We start from the raw sequence: 20,187 nt of genomic DNA on the forward strand, positions 1-20,187 counted from the left end.
TTTCTAGGGCCTCTTATCATTTTTTTAAAACAGGATCTGCGCTATCACGCATTGCCTGCACATTTTGCGGCTTAAAATAAATGCGGTTAGCATTATTATACATGACATCTTCTAATTCTGCCTCAGTGAAAATATTAGTAGCTGCCAGCCAAGTTGCTAAATTATGGTACGAATTAAAAGTTGATGACAACGGGGAATCTGTGCCCCAAAAAATCCTTTTAGCCCCCAGAATCTTTTTGGCTAGTGCAACATCTTTTTGGCAACGTGGAAACGGAAAATCAGTTTCATTTTCAATATCTTGAATCGCTGAAATTTCCGTAGTGATATTAGGATACGGTTGCCATTGTTCTAAAGCATTTTCCAAGCGATTCAAATGGTCGGCATTGGGAAAAGACAGATGGCAAACAACAAAATCCAGTTTGGGATATCGTTTTGCCAAGTTAACAATTGCTTCTGGTTCATAGCTAATTTGCCTATAATTACCATAATCAACAGCGATCACAAATCCAGGATAATCCGCAAAAAAGTGAAAAAGTTTGTCTAATTCAGGTGCAGTATCCAAACGAAATGGTTGATGGTAGCCTTGTAAGCCACCGCCCTGACTAATTTCAAATTTAATTGCTCTGAAACCCAAATCTTCCACATGACGCCTAACAATTTTCATTGCATCATCTGCAAATGGGTCCACTGAAAATGCCGCAATAAATTTCTCAGGGTACTTTTTAACAGCTTGATAAGAATAGTAATTTTGAAAGCCATATAAGCTGCCTTGCAGTAAAACTGCTTTTTCTACTTCATTTTTCTGCATTACTTTTAAAGCAGATTCCGCCGTAAAATCATGATCACCCCAGCCATTAGGGATTAGCTTGAGAAAAGTACCATTATCCCATATTGCCTTGCCATTTCCTAAAGGTGTCATTCGCCCTTGACCGGATAAGCCTGCAATTGAGTGCACCAAGTGAAAATGCCCATCAATTTTTTCATTGTAATTATCTCCTTACAGTTATTCTTTAACGCAATAAATTTAAATAATGTAATTATCTAAATGCCAAAGACGCAACATAATATTAATATAAGAAGCCATTATACTTCATCTATATTAAGTGAGCAAAAATACCTGACAGTATTTAATACATGTCAGGTATCTGTCTTATCTATTGTCTGTCATTTTGATTATTGCAGCGGCAACTTCTTAAGGGTTGTTTCCGTTTAATATAATAAAATATTCCAAAGAAATAATTTGTGAACGTTTATTATGATCATTCGTATTCTTTTGTGCACTAGGTTTCTATGAGCTGGTTCAAAAATAAAACCAGCAGCTTTCCTTTTCTGGTCGCATATTTATTTAGGGCAATTTTAATGGCACAACATTCCCTTTTTATCTTACTTATCCCTTGTCAGTTTTAAAATTACACTGACCGCTGTTGCCGCAATAGCAGCTACAATTAACCAGCCAAGAGCGTTTTGCGGTCGGTTATATGCAATAACCGGACCCATACTCCACAACTGATTGTTAGAGATAGCAACTGCAAAAATACCAATCACAACAAGCCACAAAATAATCGCCAATATAATAGTTAGTCTTTGAATATTTTTCATTATTATTTTCTCCTGCCTAAAAAATTATTTTTACTATTTTTCTAGCATCACGTGTTGGACCTATATCTGTTTTAGCACAAAGCAGGAGCTGATTTTCTTAAAAAATACTTAATTTATAGTATTAAATTTTTGCAACTTTTTACCAGACTTGTACTCGTTTATCCGGATCAAGCCACATACCATCTCCTTCTTTAACATTAAAAGCTTGATAGAATTCCTCTTGACATTGTGCCTGTACATTTACTCTAGCCTGAGGAAAAGCATGAACATCTAAGGCAGCGGCCAGTTCCCATAACTCAGGTTTGGCATTTGTTCCCCAAAACCGCGCGTAGTTTTCAAACAAAGCTTTAGCGTCTCCACCTTCTTGCTTGTTAGCTGCAACAGCTACTGTCAAGCCGCCCTGATCACCGATATTTTCTGAAACTGTCAATTTACCGTTAATCTTGCTCGTACCAACTTCAACACCGTCAAACAGCTTAATCTCAGCTTTGACCCTTTTATTAAACTCAGCATAGTCTTCGTCAGTCCACCAGTTCTTCATATTACCCAATTCATCAAATTGTGCGCCGTTATTATCAAACGCATGTGAAATCTCGTGTCCTACCACTGTACCAAAGCCACCATAATTAGCTGCTCGATCTTGCTGTAAATCATAAAAAGGCTTTTGCAGTAAAAGTGCCGGGAAAGTAATATCATTACTCAATGGTTCATAACAAGCATTAGCTTCTATCGCTGACATTTCCCAAAGTGTGCGGTCAATGGGTCTGTTGATATTTACAAAGTTATCCTTAAGCTTAATTTGGCTATTTTCTTTAACATTACTATATAAGCTGCCACCCTCTAAAGCTGGAGTTACTTTGAATTTGTCATAAAACCCTTGAACATGCTCTGGATAGCCGATTTTTAAGACTAAAGTATCGAGCTTCTTTAATGCCTTTTTCTTAGTGGTATCTGACAGCCAAGTATTCTTTTTTAAATGATCTTGGTAAACTGCAATCATATTCTTAACGATTTTAGTAGCATCAGCTTTGGCTTCAGCACCCAAGTATTTTTCGCCATAATATTGGCCAATGACATCACCAAATAGTCTGACCGTCTCATCATAAGCAAAGCGCTCGTCTGTAACTAAAGAATCTATGCCGTACATTGCTTTTCTTAGTGGCAGTATTGCTTCTCTAAATTCACGTGATAAATATTGAGCAGCTTGATTAATAAAATACCCGATTAGCCAACCCTTTAATTCAGAGAAATGTTCTTCATTAAACAATTCATCAAATTTATCTAAATAACCTGGTTCAGTAACATTAACTTTCTTAGCAACTTCAAGTCCGGTTTCTTTCAGCAAAGCAGCTAAATGAATATTTTTACTCTGGCTTTCAAATTCTGTCACACTCATTGGATGATAGATATTTTCAATCTCTGAATTATATTCTGCTGATTGATAAACCTGCGCCAAACGCTGATCCAATTTAACTGCTCCTGTGGCGTATTGTTCAGCTTCATCCTGCTTAATACCACTCATTACCAGCAAGTTAATGGTTTACTTTTGCCAAACATCAAGCAAGTTAGCAGTTTTTTCATTACCATAATAACTGGTATCGGACAAAATCAAATTTTGCCGGTAAAAAGTGACAATATTCAACTGTGCATCTTTGAAATCTGGTTCCACTTCAAATTTAAAGGGCAAGTTGTCAGCTAGCAACAAATTCGCCAAGTTCTTATTGACATCTGCTAAATCGTTGAAACCGGTTAAAAAAGTCAAGTCTTCCTTAATTGAAGCAGCACCGTCAGCAGCCCTTTTTTCTTCATCTTCAGCTACACGGTAAAATTCAACTGCTTTGTTAAAGTTCTTAACTTGAGGAACTGGTTTTTTACCAGCAACAAAAGCAGAAAAGTCTTTTAAAAGGTGTTTGCGTGTTTGCTGTTCTGCTATGTCAAAACCATTAATCGATGATTCACCTGCAGGGACAGGATTGTCCTTTAACCATTTTGAGTTTACAGCCAAGTAAAGGTTATCTTGTTCACGAGCATTTACATCAGGCTTAGAAGAATCGCCAAAGCCACCTCGAATATTAAATTTAGTCATTTATTTTCTCCTTGCTTTTAATTTTTTTATTATCATAATGGTATATTAACAAAGCAAGGCAAATAAAAAATGTCGTATTCGATATTTTAAGCTTTTTATTAAAAAGTATAAAAGTTACAGCGCGTGTAAAATTGCCGTTCTTCTAATATTTCTACTGTAACCAATAGATTACTAAAGAGATGATTTTAACTTTTCTAGTATGAATTACTAGCATTTATTTAAAAGAGTATGGAATTTCGACTTTGAAATCAACCTGATTGGAATCAAAATAAGATTGAGTATACTCAACTAAACAATCGGGTTTCGTATAACCCAAGTATTCCACACTTAAAACTAATTTACTTGGTCCAACGTTAAAATTTTTGAAAAGCGAGTCACTAGTTACAGGACAAGTTCTAATTTTTCTGTGGAAAAGAGCAGGACGCATATTTTTGTAGCTCAGATAATCATATAATGATATTTTACTAAAGTCATAACGGTGAGCATCTTCAAATAGCCTAAAAGGTATATATGCTTTCTGAATCGAAAAAACGATATCATCAAATTTTCTTATTCTAATTAGCTCATAAAATTCTGTGAAATCAGGAAATATTTTAGTTAGCATCGGAACATCATAAACTAATTTAAATGATTTTATTTCACTGTTAGGAACTCCCCCTTTTATTTTTATAGTCTGAGTTAATGACCAGGGAGCATCATCACCAGCATCAATTCTTCCTGAATGTTTGCCGTGTAAAAGATAGGTGCCATCTCCGGGATGACGAATTAAAACGTGATCATCAACTAAACTATTCAGCGCTTTTTTAATTGTCATTCGTGTAAACCCTAATTTTTGAGCCAAAGCTCTTTCAGAAGGTAATCTCTGATCCATAGAAATCTCATTACTTTCAATTAAAGAGATAATTTTTTCTTTAGCTGCAGTATATAAAAAACTAGTCATTTTTAATCTTCATACTCAATTTTATCTGGAATAATAATTTCTTCTTCATACCTAATAATATTTTTATCACACAAAATATAATTCTTTTCAACAAAGACCTGTGCTTCCTGCTTCAATAACAAAAGCCGACATTCTTCTGAAGTGGGCCAAGTTAAAAGAATATTTTTCTTAATTCTATCCGCCTTATTGATATAGTCTATATCTAATTCCAGATTCTGCTTGGATATATCATTACTCTGTTTAGGCTTATTTCTAACTAACCTTTGCGGTATAAAGGATTTAATCAGAGAAAATGGATCGTTTTGATACTTTAACAAAAAAAGCCGTCGCAATATTGAACCCACTTCATTCATAAAAAGATCATCCCAGAAATCACTTTGTTCAATCACTTCTGAACTAAGTAACTGAATTTGCCATTCTGAACTTATTTCTCGTTCCTGAGGTGTTAAATAATTTTTTAATTTATTAGTAATCAATTTTTATCACCACTTATCTTGAATAAATATAAATAAGCGTCTTAAGCTTCTAATGAAATTGGTTTGCATTATTGTTAAATCCTTAATGTTGCACTTTAAACTTAAATTTATTCTAGCACTCAAGGAATTATTTATCTCTATTAATATATAAGTTAACTAATTTTATTTAATTGGTTCTAAAATTGGTTTGCATTTTGCTGGTATTTCCAAATGTGGTCTATTTTTGATTGTTTACTTCAAAAATCAAATATAAAATCTAGTTAATTAAGAAATATTATAAATTTACAGCTTGTTTCTTCTATCATTTTTTTGAACTAAATATTTCTTAATTTTATAGTACAAATTAAAAGAGGTTTTAAAATGAAAATTATTGACAATATTTATAACCAACCTGAAAGGCTGCAAAAAATTCTGGATACTGAGGGGACCATTGCTGATAGTCTGATTAAGCTCGTACAACAGAAGGACATTAAAAAAGTATATTTCACCGGTTCAGGTACTAGCTTTCATGCTTCTACTTTAATTTCAATGTATTTTAACAAGTTTACTACTTTGGATACACAAGCAGTTATACCTGATAACTTTACTCATTATTTTGTACCTTCGTTATACTTCAAGCCGGATGAAACCTTATTAATAGGAATTTCTCAATCTGGTACATCAAGTTCCACACTGGATGCAATACGAAAGGCAAACAGTCTTAATTTTAATACTGTTGCTATTTCAGAAGAAACTAAAAGTAAAATAGCTCAAGAAGCAGATAACGTTATTTACTTAAATACAGGTGATGAAGGTATTCCCGTAGAGACTCGGGGGTATACTTCTACAATTATGTTGGGGTTAGTCTTAGCTTTACGACTGGGATTGGCACAAAACAAACTCAATGAAGCAAAATACCAGGACTTTTTAACTCAAACTAAAGAAGATATTACTAAACTACCTACAACTCTGAACACTGCAGAAAAATTCTATCAACAACATAAAAACGAATTGGTTACTATGAGAAAAGGAGCTATTGCGGGATATGGTTATAATTACGCAACAGCAATGGAAGCCTATTTGAAATTATATGAAACTTTCCATGCTCCTTTAAGCGTGCATGAATTCGGAGAACTGATTCATGGTTATGAGATGGCCTTTGATGCAGATCAATATATCTTTTTAATTATTGCCAACGGACCAGAAAAATCCTTAGCAAATAAATATATTGAATTTCTTAAACAAATAACTAAACATATCTTTATTATCACTGACCAAAATATTGCCTTTGATTCTGGTGCTAAAATTCTTAAAGTTCCCTCATTACATAATGATGAACTATCACCATTTAATCTCATTATACCGTTCCAAATTATTGCCTCACGCAACTGTGAAGCAATTGGCTATGATACTTCTAAGTATCCGTTAAAGGCACATAGTTTTGCTCATTTTTAAATAATTAAAAAGTCTTACATTTTATTTTAGGTACGGCTATTATAATTATTGTTTTTAAATATAGACCTGTTTCTTACGTTTGAGAAACAGGTCTTTTTTACTTTAAAATACTACTTAAAAATTCTTTTAAAGCTAGTTCTCTAATCTTTCTTGCTAGCCTTACAGTTTCATAACTTACATACTTTATTTGGCTTCTTTAAATGATTATCTTTAGACTCTATCTATGTTTTTATGTGTCACAATCTACAAAAAATGCTGCTAATTAAACTTCAAAGCCTAATTAGCAGCATCTAAGATTTAAAAACTTATTTCTATCTAAATCATTATCTCTTTAGATAGCCGTTCTAATTGCTGTAAAGAAACTATTAATGATTTGGGAACTACTTCATTCCCGTAACGATTAACATTTCTAACCACAAATTGGTTATCCTGGGTCTTATCCGCAGCAAACATCATTTCTTCAACACTATTATCAACTTTATTTTTAGTTGATAATAGCTGCTCACCATTGTAAATATCTCTCAACCACACAATCTTACTGTATCTATTAGCAATTAATTTATGTGGCAATTCCACCATCTCTTCTTTCAAGAAAAGCAGGTCCATTTGACTATTTTGAGCAATCATAATCGCAGTAGTTAATGTCGCTATATGTGAAAAGCACTTAAACTGTGGCAGACCAATTGCAATTATAGATAAAATTCCACAGATAATTAAACTGATACATAATTGAAACAACTGCCCACTGTACCAAAGATAGCTGCTTATGAAGATAAGAATTATTAACAGCAATAAAGATAAAAATTGCAATATTGTCATAATTTTTGGTATTTTCAGCCAATGATTGATCTTAAAACTTCTTTTTCCAATAAAAGACTTGGTCGGTGCAGAACAATTAACAATCAATAATTTTTTATTTTCGGCTTTAGTCAAGAAAAAACCTTTTTGCTTCTTTTCATAATCCGTAAAGAACTGTTGTGATATCCAGTTAACTAACTTAGATTGTTGTTTACGATAGTATACAAAACGAAAATGAATTAGCAAAATCTCAAAGAGTCTTTTTTCTAGTTTAGAGCTTTCGGGCATCTTAAACTCCTAAAAAGCCAAACATTGCACCTAAAATACTTACAACTAAAATTATTAATAAAAGATATAATACATTTACCTTCTTCTTTAAAAGATGAGCAATAAAGAATGTCAGAAGTAATGGCAATAATGCAGGTAAAATAGAATCAAGAATGGACTGGACAGTTGGTGCACCTTTACCACTAGAAATTTTTAAAGGTATCTTAATGACGACCATTGATGCAACCATACTACCAATAACAGTATTACCTAAAATATTAATTGCATAAGTAATGTTGTCCATCAGGTCCGATTTCATCCTATCAACCAGTGATACACCTAGCTTATAACCCCACATTGTACCGAAATATCGCACTAACATGTTCGGAATGTTATAAATTAAAATAAATAAAATAGGACCTAATACACTACCCTGTTTTGCTAAAGAAACTCCGATACCAGCTGCAATTATTCTTAAGCTGCCCCAGAAAATTGAATCACCAATTCCGGAAAGTGGCCCCATTAAACCTGCTTTCATGGAATTGATTGAAGAAACATCAAAGCTGGGGTCGTTAGCCTTCTTTTCTTCCATTGATGCTGCGACACCAACAATAAACGGTGACATTGCTGAAGTACAATTAAAAAATTCCAAATGTCTTTTCATCGCAGCTTTTTGGTCTTCTGGATCGGAATATAATTTTTTAATTACTCCCGTCATTGAATAGGCAAAAGCCGCACTCATCATTCGTTCATAGTTAAACGAAGCTTCCATTGGAAGTGTTCGCCAAAAAATACCCCTTAAATCTTTTTTACTCAGCTTTTTGCCTTCACTTTGATTAGAAGTCGTCATAAATTTCATCCCCTTTAGCTGCTGTCTTTTCACTATTGCTTTTGATTTCAACAAAGATGATGTACATTATTGCCGCACAAATTGCACCAATAATAGCTGTAGCAATAGTATTTAATTTTAAATATGCAGCACAGACAAATCCTAAAAAGAAAAATGGAGCAACTTTTTTAGAATATGTCATATTAATTAACATCCCAAAGCCAATAGCTGGAAGAATATATGTTGCAATGGTTAAGCCATCGGTTACTGCCTTGGGAATCATTTTTATTAAATTGCCTACAGCATTGCTTCCGACTGCAAAAGCAAGAGTAGTCACTATTGTTAACACTGCAATTTGTAAAAAGCACATCCATAAGTGCATATTTCCAGCTCTAGTTATTTTGCCTTCATCCGCTAAATGATCTGCACGGTGAGTCATTGCTGGAAAAACCAAAACATATAGTATATTTTTAACGATTAAACTTAAAGATGCTATTGGCAATACTAAAGTTATCGCAGCACTGACACCTAATCCGTTTTTTAAGGCAAAAGCCGTACCTAGAATACCGCCAATAACTTCATCCGGAGGGACACTTGCTCCAATTCCCATTAATCCCATAAAGATTAATTCAGAAGCTGCTCCCATTAACAGGCCTTCTTTGAGGTTTCCAAATAATAATCCGACAAACATACCGGTTACAATCGGTCTGCCAATAAAACTGGTACCAAGAAAGTACTGCGAATTAGCGACTAAAGAAATAAAGAATATTCCTATTACTTGTCCTACCATTTGTCATCACTCCTTTTTAAACTAGTGAAGAGAATTGAACATCACGATCAGTAGGCGCTTGTTTAACTACAACCTCAACACCCTTATTTTCTAATTCAGTCAATTGCTGTATTTCTTTTTCATTAACATAAACAGATTTGGCAATATTTTTAGTATTTTCTCGATCAGCCACCAGTCCAATATCAATTAGCTTAATTTCGTCTGTCCCTTTCGCCATCTCGTATGCATCTTGAATGTTCTCTACCACAATAAAGACTTTGTATTTTTCGGTAACTCCACTTTTGATTGCTTTGAGAGAATCTGCAATACTTTTAAAAATTAATTTGACACCATTAGGCTTGGCTAAATTTAACACTCTTTTACGAAAATCATCTTTAGCAACATCATCGTTTGCCAACAAAATCGCATCTGCTGATAAAAAATTAGTCCAGGCAAAAGCAACTTGACCATGAACTAAACGATAATCAACACGTAACATTTTTATCATTTAAATACCACCTCTTTAGAAATCTTCTGCTTCTTGGGCAGTTATACGGACAACTTTAAGTTCCTTACGTGCCTCTTCACAGTACTCCTCTAATTTATTAGCTACCTGGTCAGAAGAACAGTTGTCCAGTTTAGCGGTTAAAACCGCTAGTACTAAAGGTAAATTCATACCCGTTACTAAAAACATATTTTCTTTGTCTTCAATCATTTGTGCGATTGTAGTATTAACACTTCCCCCAATAATGTCGGTTAGAAAAAGATACAGGTCATGGGAATTGGGTGTTATTTGTTCAGCAATCTGCTTTTTTAAAGATTCTTGTTCATCTTCGTAAGCGGCATTTGCATGCAAATTGGACTGTTTACCCATAATCAATTCAACGGTTTGCTTTAAACCTTTTGCCATTTGAGAATGACTTGCTAAAATTACTTGCAATAATAATCTCCCCCTTTAATCAGCTTTTTTTTCTATCAACCAAATTCTATTATTGAAAACGCTTTATATCAATAACAAATGTAACCAATTTAGTAAATCACACTTAAAATAGAACCAATTTTCAAACCAATTAATATAAGGATAACTGCTATATAATTGCACACAAAAAAAGCCCTATTTTTTAAAAATAGAGCTTTTTAATGTAGTTAAAACCAACTTTCAACCTAAAATTTACTGAATCAGTTGCTTTCTTACAAGAGTACGATTAATTAGATAAATCTTCACCGTTAGAAGCGATGACCTTTTTATACCAGTAAAAAGAATCCTTCGGGATACGTTTCAAACTACCATTTCCTTGATCATCCCGGTCTACATAAACGAAACCATATCTTTTAGACATCTCACCCGTGCCAGCAGAAACCAAGTCAATACAGCCCCACATTTCATAACCCATAAGGTCAATTCCATCTATATCAACAGCTTCTTTCATAGATTTAATATTACTTTGTAAGTAATCAATTCGATACGGATCATGAATCTTGCCATCTTCAGTGACTTGATCACGCGCTCCCAAACCATTTTCAACAATCCAAAGCGGTTTATGATAACGATCCCACAATACGTTAAGAGCATAGCGCAATACGTAAGGGTCGGTTGGCCAGCCCCACTCACTACTCTTTAAGTAGGGATTTTTAACACCTGCTGCGAAATTGCCACCAGCTGTAGCAGCTTGATCCTTATGAACTGTAGTTGTAGATGAAGAATAGCAGGAAAAACTTAAAAAGTCGGCTGAATATTCTTTCAGTAAATCATAGTCTTCTGGACAATCATCAAGCTTTATACCATTTCTTTTATATTCTTCAATCTTATATTCAGGATACCTGCCACCAGTTTGCACATCAGAATAAAACAGAAAGCTGTGCATATCATTCATAACTTTTATCTGGTCTGCAGGATCACAAGTATACGGATACTCTGCTGCGAAAGCGAGCATTTGACCAACTTTATTATAAGGATCTATTTCATGACCAGCCTTTACAGTTAAGGCACTTGCTACAAACTGGTTATGAGCAGCTTGAGCAATATCTTGAGAAGTTGGATTTAAAATTCCACCTGCCATATAACCTGAAAAATTTAAGGCGTTAATTTCATTAAATGTCAACCAATATTTAACTAGACTTTTATAACGCTTCATTACCGTTTCAGCATATCTAGTAAACAGGTATATTAATTTTCTATTATTCCAACCACCATATTTAATCGTTAAATTTAGTGGCATTTCATAGTGTGACAAAGTTACTAGCGGCTCAATATGGTACTTTTGCAGTTCTTCAAAAACAGATTGATAGAATTTTAGTCCCTTTTCATTAGGCTCTTCATCATCGCCATTAGGAAAAATTCTTGTCCAGTTGATAGACATTCTAAAGCATTTAAATCCCATTTCAGCCATTAACTTGATATCTTCTCGATAATGATGATAAAAATCAGTTGCTTTATGACTAGGATAGTAATACCCATCAAGAACAGCTGGCACAGAATTCTCAGGAAAGTTCATCTTATCAACATCCATGCTTAAAGGCACATATCCTGTTTCCCCAGTCTTAGGGTTTTTCCATGTTATTTTTCTAGGATTTTCATAGGAACCCTGTGTGATCACATCTGCAGCACTAAGTCCTTTACCGTCAACATCAAAAGCTCCTTCATATTGGTTAGCGGCAGTCGCGCCACCCCATAAAAAATCTTTCTTAAAACTCATTTTTATACCTCATTTCTATATTTAATCTTAAGAAGCTTTCTTTTCCTTCTCATATAATTGCTTATCATAAGCCTTAAAGAAAGGATACCAATACCCATAAAATTAAGCCAATTAAGTCAATAATAATTATTCCAGCGTAGAATTTAATACTTTTAGTGGCTACTTCAAGTTTGCCATTACTATTTTTGAATTATACTAACTTCTCGCATCACTCTAATTATAATGAAGATTATGCAAAAAATGGCAATGTTACTAAAAAATACTTGGGTACTGATGGTGTGAAACCTAAAATCAGGTAGTTTTCTAGCTGTTAGCTAATATCTAATTCTTACTATCTCGAAAAAATTGTTTCCACTGACATATACCATAGTAAGAGTTTTTGTTTAGACAATTTAATCATAAAAAGCCCCAAAAGCTGTTTAACTTTTGGGACTTAAATATTTTAGTAATTTTTATTTATTATCTTGCAGTGCCCGCGATAAGCGTTCAAGCAAATATACAACTGGAACTTGGGTGGTTAAATTAATAGTTTGACCGATAATTTTAAATTCCAGATGATAAGCAAAATTTAAATCCGACAAATGTGCAATTGTATTATTTTCATTATTAGTAATACTGACAATTGTCGCACCTAATTGCCGAAAATTTTTTACCTGGTCAATAGTCGGTTGACCCTCACCACTTACTGATAGTACAATAACGGTTTTACCATGAAATAAATCCCGGCTTAGCTCCACTGGATAATAGGGATCGCCAATTGCAAAGGCATTGCGCCCATTATTAACAAACTGGCGGGCACCGTATTCACATAAGTCACCGGAAGAGCCTATTCCAAAAAAGATAAAGTCTGTCGTCTTGCTGGCAATCTTTTTAAAAGCAGCAATCTTTTGATCATAATCGGTCAAAAAATCTTGCGAGAAATAATATTGTGCCTGATAAGTAATGTCATCAACTACTTTATTTCTATTTAGCTCTTCCTTAATTTCATTTTGCAAATCGTAATAATGCTTATAGCCTAAAGCTTTTATGGTCCGTACTACAGAAGCAGGTGAAACAGACAGAATACCAGCTAACTCACGTAAAGTAATATCTTTTACTTCTTTTTTATTAGCTACAATATAATTGTATATTTGCAATTGTGTTGCTGTCAGTTTCTGCTTTGTACGCATCGTTATTCCTCAGTTTAGATTTAATTTAAGCTTTTGTCTGCTCCATTTCTTTTTCAACTTTTAGTTTAGCATTATCCATACTCTTAAAGAAGCCATAATATATCAAGGTATCCATTATGATATTAAACAGTTGCATCACTCCACCGGAAATATGTCCCGTAGAAAGAATTCCGGATAAAATTGGTGGTGTTGTCCAAGGCGGATATATCCCGATTGTTTTGGCGACCCAACCCATTTTCATTGCTGTGTATGTTGCAATAATATTGGCCATTGGGGCTAAAATAAACGGAATAATTATACGGTAATTTAATACAATAGGTACACCAAAGACTACCGGCTCATTAATGTTAAAAATAGCTGGACCGATAGAAAGCTTTCCAAGTGCTTTCATTTCCTGATCTTTAGCAACAAAAACCATTAAAATTACAAAACCGAGCGTAGCGCCACATCCACCTATCCGGACAAAGTTATCAAAAAATGTTTTGGTAATGATATTGGGAAGAGGCTTATTAGCCTTAAAAGCTGTGTAGTTCACGCTCAATGCAGCATATAATACTGGGTCAATAACACCGGAAATCGCGTTAGCACCATGAATACCAAAGAACCAGAGTATACATACTACTAATTCGATTACGATTGCTCCGCCTAAAGTATTGGTTACTTTACTCATTGGTGCCTGTAAGAAGAAAGTAATCACATTAGGAATGCTCTTCATTGGAGTCGCTTCAACCCCAATTCTGATTAACCAAACTACAAATAATGAGATTGCTCCCGGAAATAGTGCCGCAAATGAATTGCTTACAGCTGGTGGAACAGAATCTGGCATTTTAAACACCAAATTTTTATGCATCAGCCAAACATACAAGTCAGTGACAAATAACCCAACTAATAATGCAGTAAACAAACCTGATGAATCAAATTGATTCAGAGGGATTAGTAATCCGCCATCTTTCCCTACCTGCATTGGAATAGTTAAGATAAAAGCTCCTATTGCCACAATCATTGCTGAAAATGGATCAATATCTTTATAGCTTCTGGCTAAACTATATGAAATACCGGCTACAGCCACTAGCCCCATAATATGAAATGACGCATTGGTAATATACTGCACAACATTGGACCAATTGGGGCCAAAAATACTGGCCATAAAGTCCAAATAGCCTTTAACAGGAAACTGACCAATAATCATAAAAATTGAACCAATAATGATCATTGGTACAGCAGCTGTCATTCCATCACGCAGCGCAACCATGTGTCTGGCACTAGATATTTTGTTAAAAAAAGGAATCAATTTTTCGTTAAGAAAATTACTTTCTTTTTTCTCAGACATTTTCTTCACTCCTACTTCTAGTTTAAAAGCGATTATGCAATCGTTTACATATAAAATATAAACATTTTGTTTCAAAAAGTCAATATTTTTATGAAACATGTTTCAAGAATATACCATTTTCATTATGTATTACTCACTTTTTAACTTAAGTTATAAGTAAAAAACCTGTTATACAGTCCATTTTTGCTTGCATAACAGGTTTACAATAATAATTTTAAAAAATTGACTCTAATTTCTATTTTTCAAGTTTTAATTCATATAATTAAAACTAAAACAAATTGTTCTTTACTTATGCTTGTGAGGCGCCACTAGACACATCAGTATTACCAGTTAATTCCGGATTAGCTTCAGCAATTTTAGGATTAGCAGAAACAAATGAATCAGCACGATAAGAAAGTAATTTAGGCAAACATGCATCTTCGCCAATTTTTAAACTCAAGTCTTGTCCTTGAGCAATCTTATTTTTAACATCAGGTTCTACTACTGCTAAAGAGGCAAAGGAAAACATATCTCCATAATTTAAAGAATCAAGCATATCTTCAGCATTTACTATTCCACCGTTAACAATTAAATACCTTACCATCAATTTCTTTTTTCATAGTACCAGTTACTTGACGATGTTGATCACCAATCTTTTCAAGTTTCTTATAGGCACCAGCTCCACCCCAACCCATTGAGTGAATATAATCAATCGGCCGTTTCATCATTTCATGCATTAAATAAATCGTATCATCAAGAGTGTGGTTAACTTCACCACCATCAGATTTCGACATATTTCTAGTGACTACATAATCTTCTGGCCTAAATCTAACTCCAAGAATAAAATCTTTTGGTGCTTCTGCTTTAATAATTTTAATCATTTCATCTAAGACTGCTAAGTCAAGTGCTGAACGCGTTGCTAAACTGGCAGCTCCCCATTTATCTTGACGTTTATTATAGTACCGCGAGAAGAAAGAATATAATAAATAAAAATTCGCTGACAATTCAATACCATCAAAGCCCGCTTCAATAGCTAGTTCTGTCGCGTGACCAAATTGCTTGATAATTAACTGAATCTGTTCATCTGTTAATTCTGTCAAAGGATAGCCTAAAATGTCAGTATCCAAAACAGAGGGACCATAAGCCGAACCTAATTTTTCGTAAGAAGTTTGTGCCTTAAAACCACCATGAAACATCTGGACAATTGCTTTATTGCCTTTAGACTTCATAGCTGCAGTTATTTTTTTAAATGCATCTAAATTCGAATCAAAAAGTCCCAGTTGATGTTCGGAAGTCATGCCATAAAGACTAATGCTAGTTTCACCTGTAATTAAAAGTGCCGCCGTATCAGCTCTTCTCTTCCAAAAGTTAACATCTTCCATTGTTGGAGCACCATTTTTATCGGCACCTTCAATTGACATTGGTGCAACAACAAACCTATTGGGCAATTCAAGACCATTTGGCAACTTAATTGGCTCATAAAGTGATTGGAATTTTTCTTGCATACTTAAAACCTCCATGTTAAATAATTTATAGTTTCATATTATCAAGTAATCACAATATAATGGAGGTGTAAATGTGTCGTCACACTGTCAGAAAGCGTCGGATTAAAATGGATTTTGAACAATTACAATTATTTATTAAAGTGACAAAAGAAGGTAGTTTTGACAGGGTAGCCGAGCAAAACTATTCCACACAACGAATAATTTCACGTAAAATTAATAAACTTGAAAAAGAATTGGGCGTTACATTATTCTTACGTAAAAGCAACAGTATCTCTTTAACTAGAGCAGGAATAGTTTTTGCTGACGAAGTACAAGAATATTTGCGAAAAATGAACCAAACTATTAGTAACCTGCATGAACTGCAAAACAATGATCTTTTTAACTTAAAAATAGGCTATTACTCAATGTTTGATGGAGTTTTAATGCGCGATCAAATACTCACTTATCAACAAGCAAAGGGACATCTTCATATCACTTTTTTACCTAACGAAGAAAATATTGAACGGATTCTAGCCGATTTAACCTTACGAAACATAGATCTAGGATATATCAACGAATATGGTACATATAACTTTATTAATCGTAATTTATTTAGCTTTATCAGTATTTTTCGTGGACAAATGAAATTAGGGGTTAGCAAATTAAATCCTTTATGTAAAAAAGAAATAATTACTGAAAAAGAATTAAGCAAAGAAAATTTACTATTTTATAATAGCGAAAAAACCGATTATTTTGAAGAAACATTCTATTCAACATTGAAAGCTAAGGTAAGTAACTTTCACATAAAAAATTACTATTCTATTGAAAATCTTATGATTGATTGCTCTCTAAATAAGGGTATTACTTATATGCTTGACAAACTAGTACAGAAGTTTCTAGTGGCAGACCCTAATATAGTTTGGAAACCTTTTGCTTCCGAAAAAGTAGATCAAAGTTATAATATGAAGCTTGTCTACCGTAAAGACAACCATTCACCTGAATTGCGTTCTTTCATTAATTTCGTCAAAAATAACAAGCTGTAGATTCAAATACCTATTTTACTTAAATGACTTGGCCATAATGTAAATGTAAAAAAAGAAACCTTGCAACCAAGACTTTTTCTCTGAATTTCAGGCAGCAGCTTTAAAGACTACTAACTCAGTTATAGGTTAGTCCAAAAGATTAATCTCATAACTGGCTAAGAAAATGGGTCCCAAAAGATGTTTAACTTTTGGGACTTACATCAATTTTTATTTAAATACGATATTTTTATTTTTGTTTTTCAAAAAATTTATTTATTTCTTTGCCATATTCAGGCATCCCTAATAAAGAAAAGTTTTCAATTGCCTTATGACAAATCCGTAAATATTTATCCTTAGCGTCATAGTGATACCTAATCATGTTTTCAAGTAATACTATGGCATTTTTATAGAAGAACAATTCTGGTTTGGTTGATATTTGATTTGCTGCCTTAATTAGAAATTTGGTTTCATCATACTTTTTTTCTTCAATGCACTGGATTAATAAATTACCAATAACAGTTAAAATCATTTCTAAAATTTTTACATCATTTGATCCTTGAAATTGTTTAATTATCCCTCTAGAAATTATCACATTACTTTCTAGATCATAAAACATCATAGAATTGCAATAAAGGACTAACGTAGATTTATCAAAATTGGGTCTACTAAAGATCTTATCTTTTAAAGCTTGCTTTTCTTTATCATTTAAATCCTCGTTGTTTACATCCGCAATATAAGCATCTAGATAAAGTAGATCATCTTCTTTATTAGGTAAATCACTTTCTTTAACAATCTCTTTCAATTTTACCAATTCATTTTTGGCATTGCGATAATAAGCATCATATATTACATCCATTAACTCCTGCTCTTGATTGTAACCCTTCTGCTTAGAATTATTTAATTCGCTAAAAAAATCAATTAAAGAAACAGAATTATAATTTAACAAACTTATTAAGTCTTCTGCAGATATACGATGGATTCCCTTCTCTACTTTAGAATAATAAGAAGGGCTTACAATATTTCCTATCCATTCTCGTTGCGTTTTTTCTTTATTTAAGCGATATTTTTTTAACAAGTTACCAATAGTCATGTACTCCTCCTCTTATTTCCAATATAACATTCCCATTTGACAAAAAATTTCGAATACGAAACTTTTATATTTTTTATTATAGTCAAAATATACTGTAAATATCATTACGAAGAAATAATATTTGATGAAGGAGAAACAGAAGTCATGGGTATCTTTTTAAAAAATAAAAATTATAGAAAATTCACGATTGCTAGCTGGTTATCTGGAGCAGGCAATATTCTTTTTTACCTGGCTCTTATGACCTATGCCAGCAAATTACAAAATTATTCATTAGCATTATCTTTAATAGCTATTACTGAATCTCTCCCAGATTTAGTTCAAAGCCTTAGTGGTTACTTGGCCGACAGAACACATAATAAATATCGTGTAATTGTCTGGCTTGCTATTATTCGTTTTGCATTGTACATGCTAGTTGGCATACTCTTTGCAACCAACATTAACGGTTGGAATCTTGTGTTAATAGTTATTGGACTTAATTTTATATCTGACCTTTCTGGTATGTATTCTGATGGCTTACAAACTCCCCTAATTGTTGGCTTAGTTGGAGAAAATGAAATGGCAGAAGCACAAGGTTTTACCAGTGGTATCTCGCAGTTAATTACATTAGCTGCACAATTTATTGGATCTGGTCTCCTACTTTTCATGTCTTACTCAGAATTAGCAATTGTCAATGCATTAACTTTCTTAGCGGCTGGATTAATTTTTGCCAATATAGGCTCGAAAGTTCGTAAGCAACACATTCAAAAAGAAGAGGTTAATGATCAGAACTTTTTTACAACAATCAAGTCTTCACTTAAACAAGTACGACAAGCACATGGACTCTTAACCATCGTTTTAGTTGTAGCCTTACTTAATGGCTTACTTAGTTCAATAGAACCACTAATTTCAATTGTTATCGCTGGTCATAAAAGTATGCTTATTGGTAACTATAGCTTCACAATCGCACTCTTAGGAGCTGCTGCAGCTATTGGATTAGCTTCAGGTAGTGCCATAGGTACTAAGCTCTTAAAGAACGTTTCACTTTTCCAGCTTTCTTTATTATCTACTGTTAATAGTGCTGTTATGGCAATTGCTATTCTAAATAAAAATATTGTATTTTGCCTTATCCTAATGTCAACCCTTGGGTTTTTAGCTGGTACAAGTAGTCCTAAATTAATGCAATGGCTAGTTGTTTCAGTAGACCGTAAAATTTTAGCATCTTCAGCAGGTCTTTTAAATACGATCTTAGCAATTGCAGGACCAGTAATGACGACGTTTTTTACATCTATTGCTGGAACAATCAATGTTAATTATGCACTTTATGGCGTTTTAGGACTTAGCGTCATAGTTTTCACTACTACTTTGCTTGTAATGATAAAAGTTAACAAGATAAAACAAGCAGAACTTGCATAATAATTTCTAACTAACTTTTCTCATTAAATACTTTATACTAATTGCAATAAAGAGAAGAAACTGCCCAAGTCATTGTTTCATCATCCAAATAAGTAAAAAAAGGGTTTATTAAGGTAGTTTATTCCGAAGATTAAAAATAGCAATCACCACTAACTAAGTTAGGAACGATTGCTATAGAATTAGTAATTTTAATTTAAACTAGCTGATTTTACGATCTCTAAGCATGTAGAAAACGCCAAGCAGCATAAACACTACTAATAGTGTAATAAATGGTGGGAATAAGCGGCCAAATCCCTGTACTATTCCAAATCCTAAGAGGGTTATTACAGAATACGAAAGCAGGAGTATCCCACGATTCTGTTTCATAAATTTAAAAAAGGGCTTATCCTTATAAATTTGTGCAAGGCGAAACATTGCGGTTATAACAGCCATGTACCCTATTATTTCAGACATAATTTCATCACTTTCTGTTAATCATGATTAAAGAACTGCTATGATATAAATTCCTGTAAGGTTGACATCTATATAAATATAATTTTGTAGATGTGTATTATTCATATAGTCCAAATCTTTTTTGACTTTCATAAAACAGGCTGAGCCAATGGCACTAGTCGTTCCTGTCTATTCGTTTACGCATTTAGTATACATTAAAATAATAAAAAATTAAAATAAAAAATTAATGTTCGAAAATTGCAATTTTAAGAAGATTAGATTGCATCTATCAGATCAAGTAGAGCGTTCAACTTAAAATTGCAATTTTCGTTTTTTATTTTTCATAGAGCCCTCAAATAAACTAACAAATTTATTTAATAGATACTAACCTTTGA

At 33.3% G+C, this 20,187-nt stretch carries 19 protein-coding genes and 1 pseudogene; 3 read left to right on the forward strand and 17 right to left on the reverse strand.

Annotated elements, in window-relative coordinates:
- Positions 1-16: 16 nt before the first annotated feature.
- The 6 genes and pseudogenes from Q0K80_RS02230 to Q0K80_RS02255 all read right to left on the reverse strand — a co-directional run bounded on the left by Q0K80_RS02230 (position 17) and on the right by Q0K80_RS02255 (position 5,101).
- On the reverse strand, positions 17-976 hold the full coding sequence (locus Q0K80_RS02230) for an amidohydrolase family protein (protein ID WP_294602597.1): 960 nt from the start codon (positions 974-976) through the stop codon (positions 17-19).
- Positions 977-1,383: 407 nt separating this feature from the next.
- Entirely contained in the window at positions 1,384-1,599 is a 216-nt protein-coding gene (locus tag Q0K80_RS02235; protein WP_294602531.1) for a hypothetical protein, read from the reverse strand.
- 139 nt (positions 1,600-1,738) lie between these two features.
- Positions 1,739-2,338, reverse strand: a complete 600-nt coding sequence (locus tag Q0K80_RS02240) for a M13-type metalloendopeptidase (protein WP_294602600.1) — start codon at positions 2,336-2,338, stop codon at positions 1,739-1,741.
- 162 nt (positions 2,339-2,500) lie between these two features.
- Positions 2,501-3,685 (reverse strand): annotated as a pseudogene (locus Q0K80_RS02245) (M13 family peptidase); the annotation flags it as partial.
- 214 nt (positions 3,686-3,899) lie between these two features.
- On the reverse strand, positions 3,900-4,625 hold the full coding sequence (locus Q0K80_RS02250; RefSeq protein WP_294602533.1) for a GntR family transcriptional regulator: 726 nt from the start codon (positions 4,623-4,625) through the stop codon (positions 3,900-3,902).
- A gap of 2 nt (positions 4,626-4,627) precedes the next feature.
- Positions 4,628-5,101: a hypothetical protein gene (locus Q0K80_RS02255; protein ID WP_294602535.1), complete on the reverse strand. Its 474-nt coding sequence runs from the start codon at positions 5,099-5,101 to the stop codon at positions 4,628-4,630.
- Between the two features lie 360 nt (positions 5,102-5,461).
- Here Q0K80_RS02255 and Q0K80_RS02260 point away from each other — a divergent pair, with 360 nt between their 5' ends.
- On the forward strand, positions 5,462-6,535 hold the full coding sequence (locus tag Q0K80_RS02260; protein WP_294602537.1) for an SIS domain-containing protein: 1,074 nt from the start codon (positions 5,462-5,464) through the stop codon (positions 6,533-6,535).
- Between the two features lie 315 nt (positions 6,536-6,850).
- Here the strand turns inward: Q0K80_RS02260 and Q0K80_RS02265 are convergent, their stop codons facing one another.
- The 10 genes from Q0K80_RS02265 to Q0K80_RS02310 form a co-directional block, all read right to left on the reverse strand.
- Positions 6,851-7,621 (reverse strand): hypothetical protein, encoded by a 771-nt coding sequence (locus Q0K80_RS02265; protein WP_294602540.1) that lies wholly within the window; start codon positions 7,619-7,621, stop codon positions 6,851-6,853.
- Position 7,622: 1 nt separating this feature from the next.
- The gene (locus tag Q0K80_RS02270) at positions 7,623-8,450 is read right to left on the reverse strand and encodes a PTS system mannose/fructose/sorbose family transporter subunit IID (RefSeq protein ID WP_046324018.1); all 828 of its coding nucleotides are present in this window, start codon (positions 8,448-8,450) and stop codon (positions 7,623-7,625) included.
- Positions 8,437-9,219 (reverse strand): PTS sugar transporter subunit IIC, encoded by a 783-nt coding sequence (locus tag Q0K80_RS02275; protein ID WP_294602544.1) that lies wholly within the window; start codon positions 9,217-9,219, stop codon positions 8,437-8,439. Before Q0K80_RS02275 ends, Q0K80_RS02270 begins: the two co-directional genes overlap by 14 nt.
- Before the next feature lie 16 nt (positions 9,220-9,235).
- Positions 9,236-9,706 (reverse strand): PTS sugar transporter subunit IIB, encoded by a 471-nt coding sequence (locus Q0K80_RS02280; protein ID WP_294602546.1) that lies wholly within the window; start codon positions 9,704-9,706, stop codon positions 9,236-9,238.
- 15 nt (positions 9,707-9,721) lie between these two features.
- Positions 9,722-10,138: a PTS sugar transporter subunit IIA gene (locus tag Q0K80_RS02285; RefSeq protein WP_294602549.1), complete on the reverse strand. Its 417-nt coding sequence runs from the start codon at positions 10,136-10,138 to the stop codon at positions 9,722-9,724.
- Positions 10,139-10,403: 265 nt separating this feature from the next.
- The gene (locus Q0K80_RS02290) at positions 10,404-11,894 is read right to left on the reverse strand and encodes a family 1 glycosylhydrolase (RefSeq protein ID WP_294602551.1); all 1,491 of its coding nucleotides are present in this window, start codon (positions 11,892-11,894) and stop codon (positions 10,404-10,406) included.
- A gap of 452 nt (positions 11,895-12,346) precedes the next feature.
- A complete protein-coding gene (locus Q0K80_RS02295; RefSeq protein ID WP_294602554.1) occupies positions 12,347-13,063 on the reverse strand; it encodes a MurR/RpiR family transcriptional regulator in 717 nt (238 codons plus the stop codon).
- Between the two features lie 25 nt (positions 13,064-13,088).
- A complete protein-coding gene (celB, locus tag Q0K80_RS02300; protein WP_294602556.1) occupies positions 13,089-14,393 on the reverse strand; it encodes a PTS cellobiose transporter subunit IIC in 1,305 nt (434 codons plus the stop codon).
- A 289-nt stretch (positions 14,394-14,682) separates the two neighbouring features.
- Positions 14,683-14,976, reverse strand: coding sequence for a hypothetical protein (locus tag Q0K80_RS02305; RefSeq protein WP_294602559.1), 294 nt, complete (start codon positions 14,974-14,976; stop codon positions 14,683-14,685).
- Positions 14,954-15,877 carry a hypothetical protein gene (locus Q0K80_RS02310; protein ID WP_294602562.1) on the reverse strand — a complete coding sequence of 308 codons (924 nt, stop codon included), beginning with the start codon at positions 15,875-15,877 and terminating at the stop codon, positions 14,954-14,956. The genes Q0K80_RS02305 and Q0K80_RS02310 overlap by 23 nt, the downstream gene beginning before the upstream one ends.
- 71 nt (positions 15,878-15,948) lie before the next feature.
- On the opposite strand from Q0K80_RS02310, the gene Q0K80_RS02315 reads away from it, so the two are divergent.
- The gene (locus Q0K80_RS02315; protein ID WP_294602565.1) at positions 15,949-16,899 is read left to right on the forward strand and encodes a LysR family transcriptional regulator; all 951 of its coding nucleotides are present in this window, start codon (positions 15,949-15,951) and stop codon (positions 16,897-16,899) included.
- A gap of 226 nt (positions 16,900-17,125) precedes the next feature.
- Here Q0K80_RS02315 and Q0K80_RS02320 read toward each other — a convergent pair whose 3' ends face one another.
- Complete coding sequence (locus Q0K80_RS02320; RefSeq protein ID WP_294602567.1) at positions 17,126-17,968, reverse strand: helix-turn-helix domain-containing protein; 843 nt, start codon at positions 17,966-17,968, stop codon at positions 17,126-17,128.
- 144 nt (positions 17,969-18,112) lie between these two features.
- Between Q0K80_RS02320 and Q0K80_RS02325 the strand changes: the two genes are divergently transcribed.
- Complete coding sequence (locus Q0K80_RS02325; protein WP_294602570.1) at positions 18,113-19,360, forward strand: MFS transporter; 1,248 nt, start codon at positions 18,113-18,115, stop codon at positions 19,358-19,360.
- Positions 19,361-20,187 lie beyond the last annotated feature (827 nt).

This window comes from uncultured Lactobacillus sp., assembly GCF_945290125.1.
Classification (GTDB): domain Bacteria; phylum Bacillota; class Bacilli; order Lactobacillales; family Lactobacillaceae; genus Lactobacillus; species Lactobacillus rizhaonensis.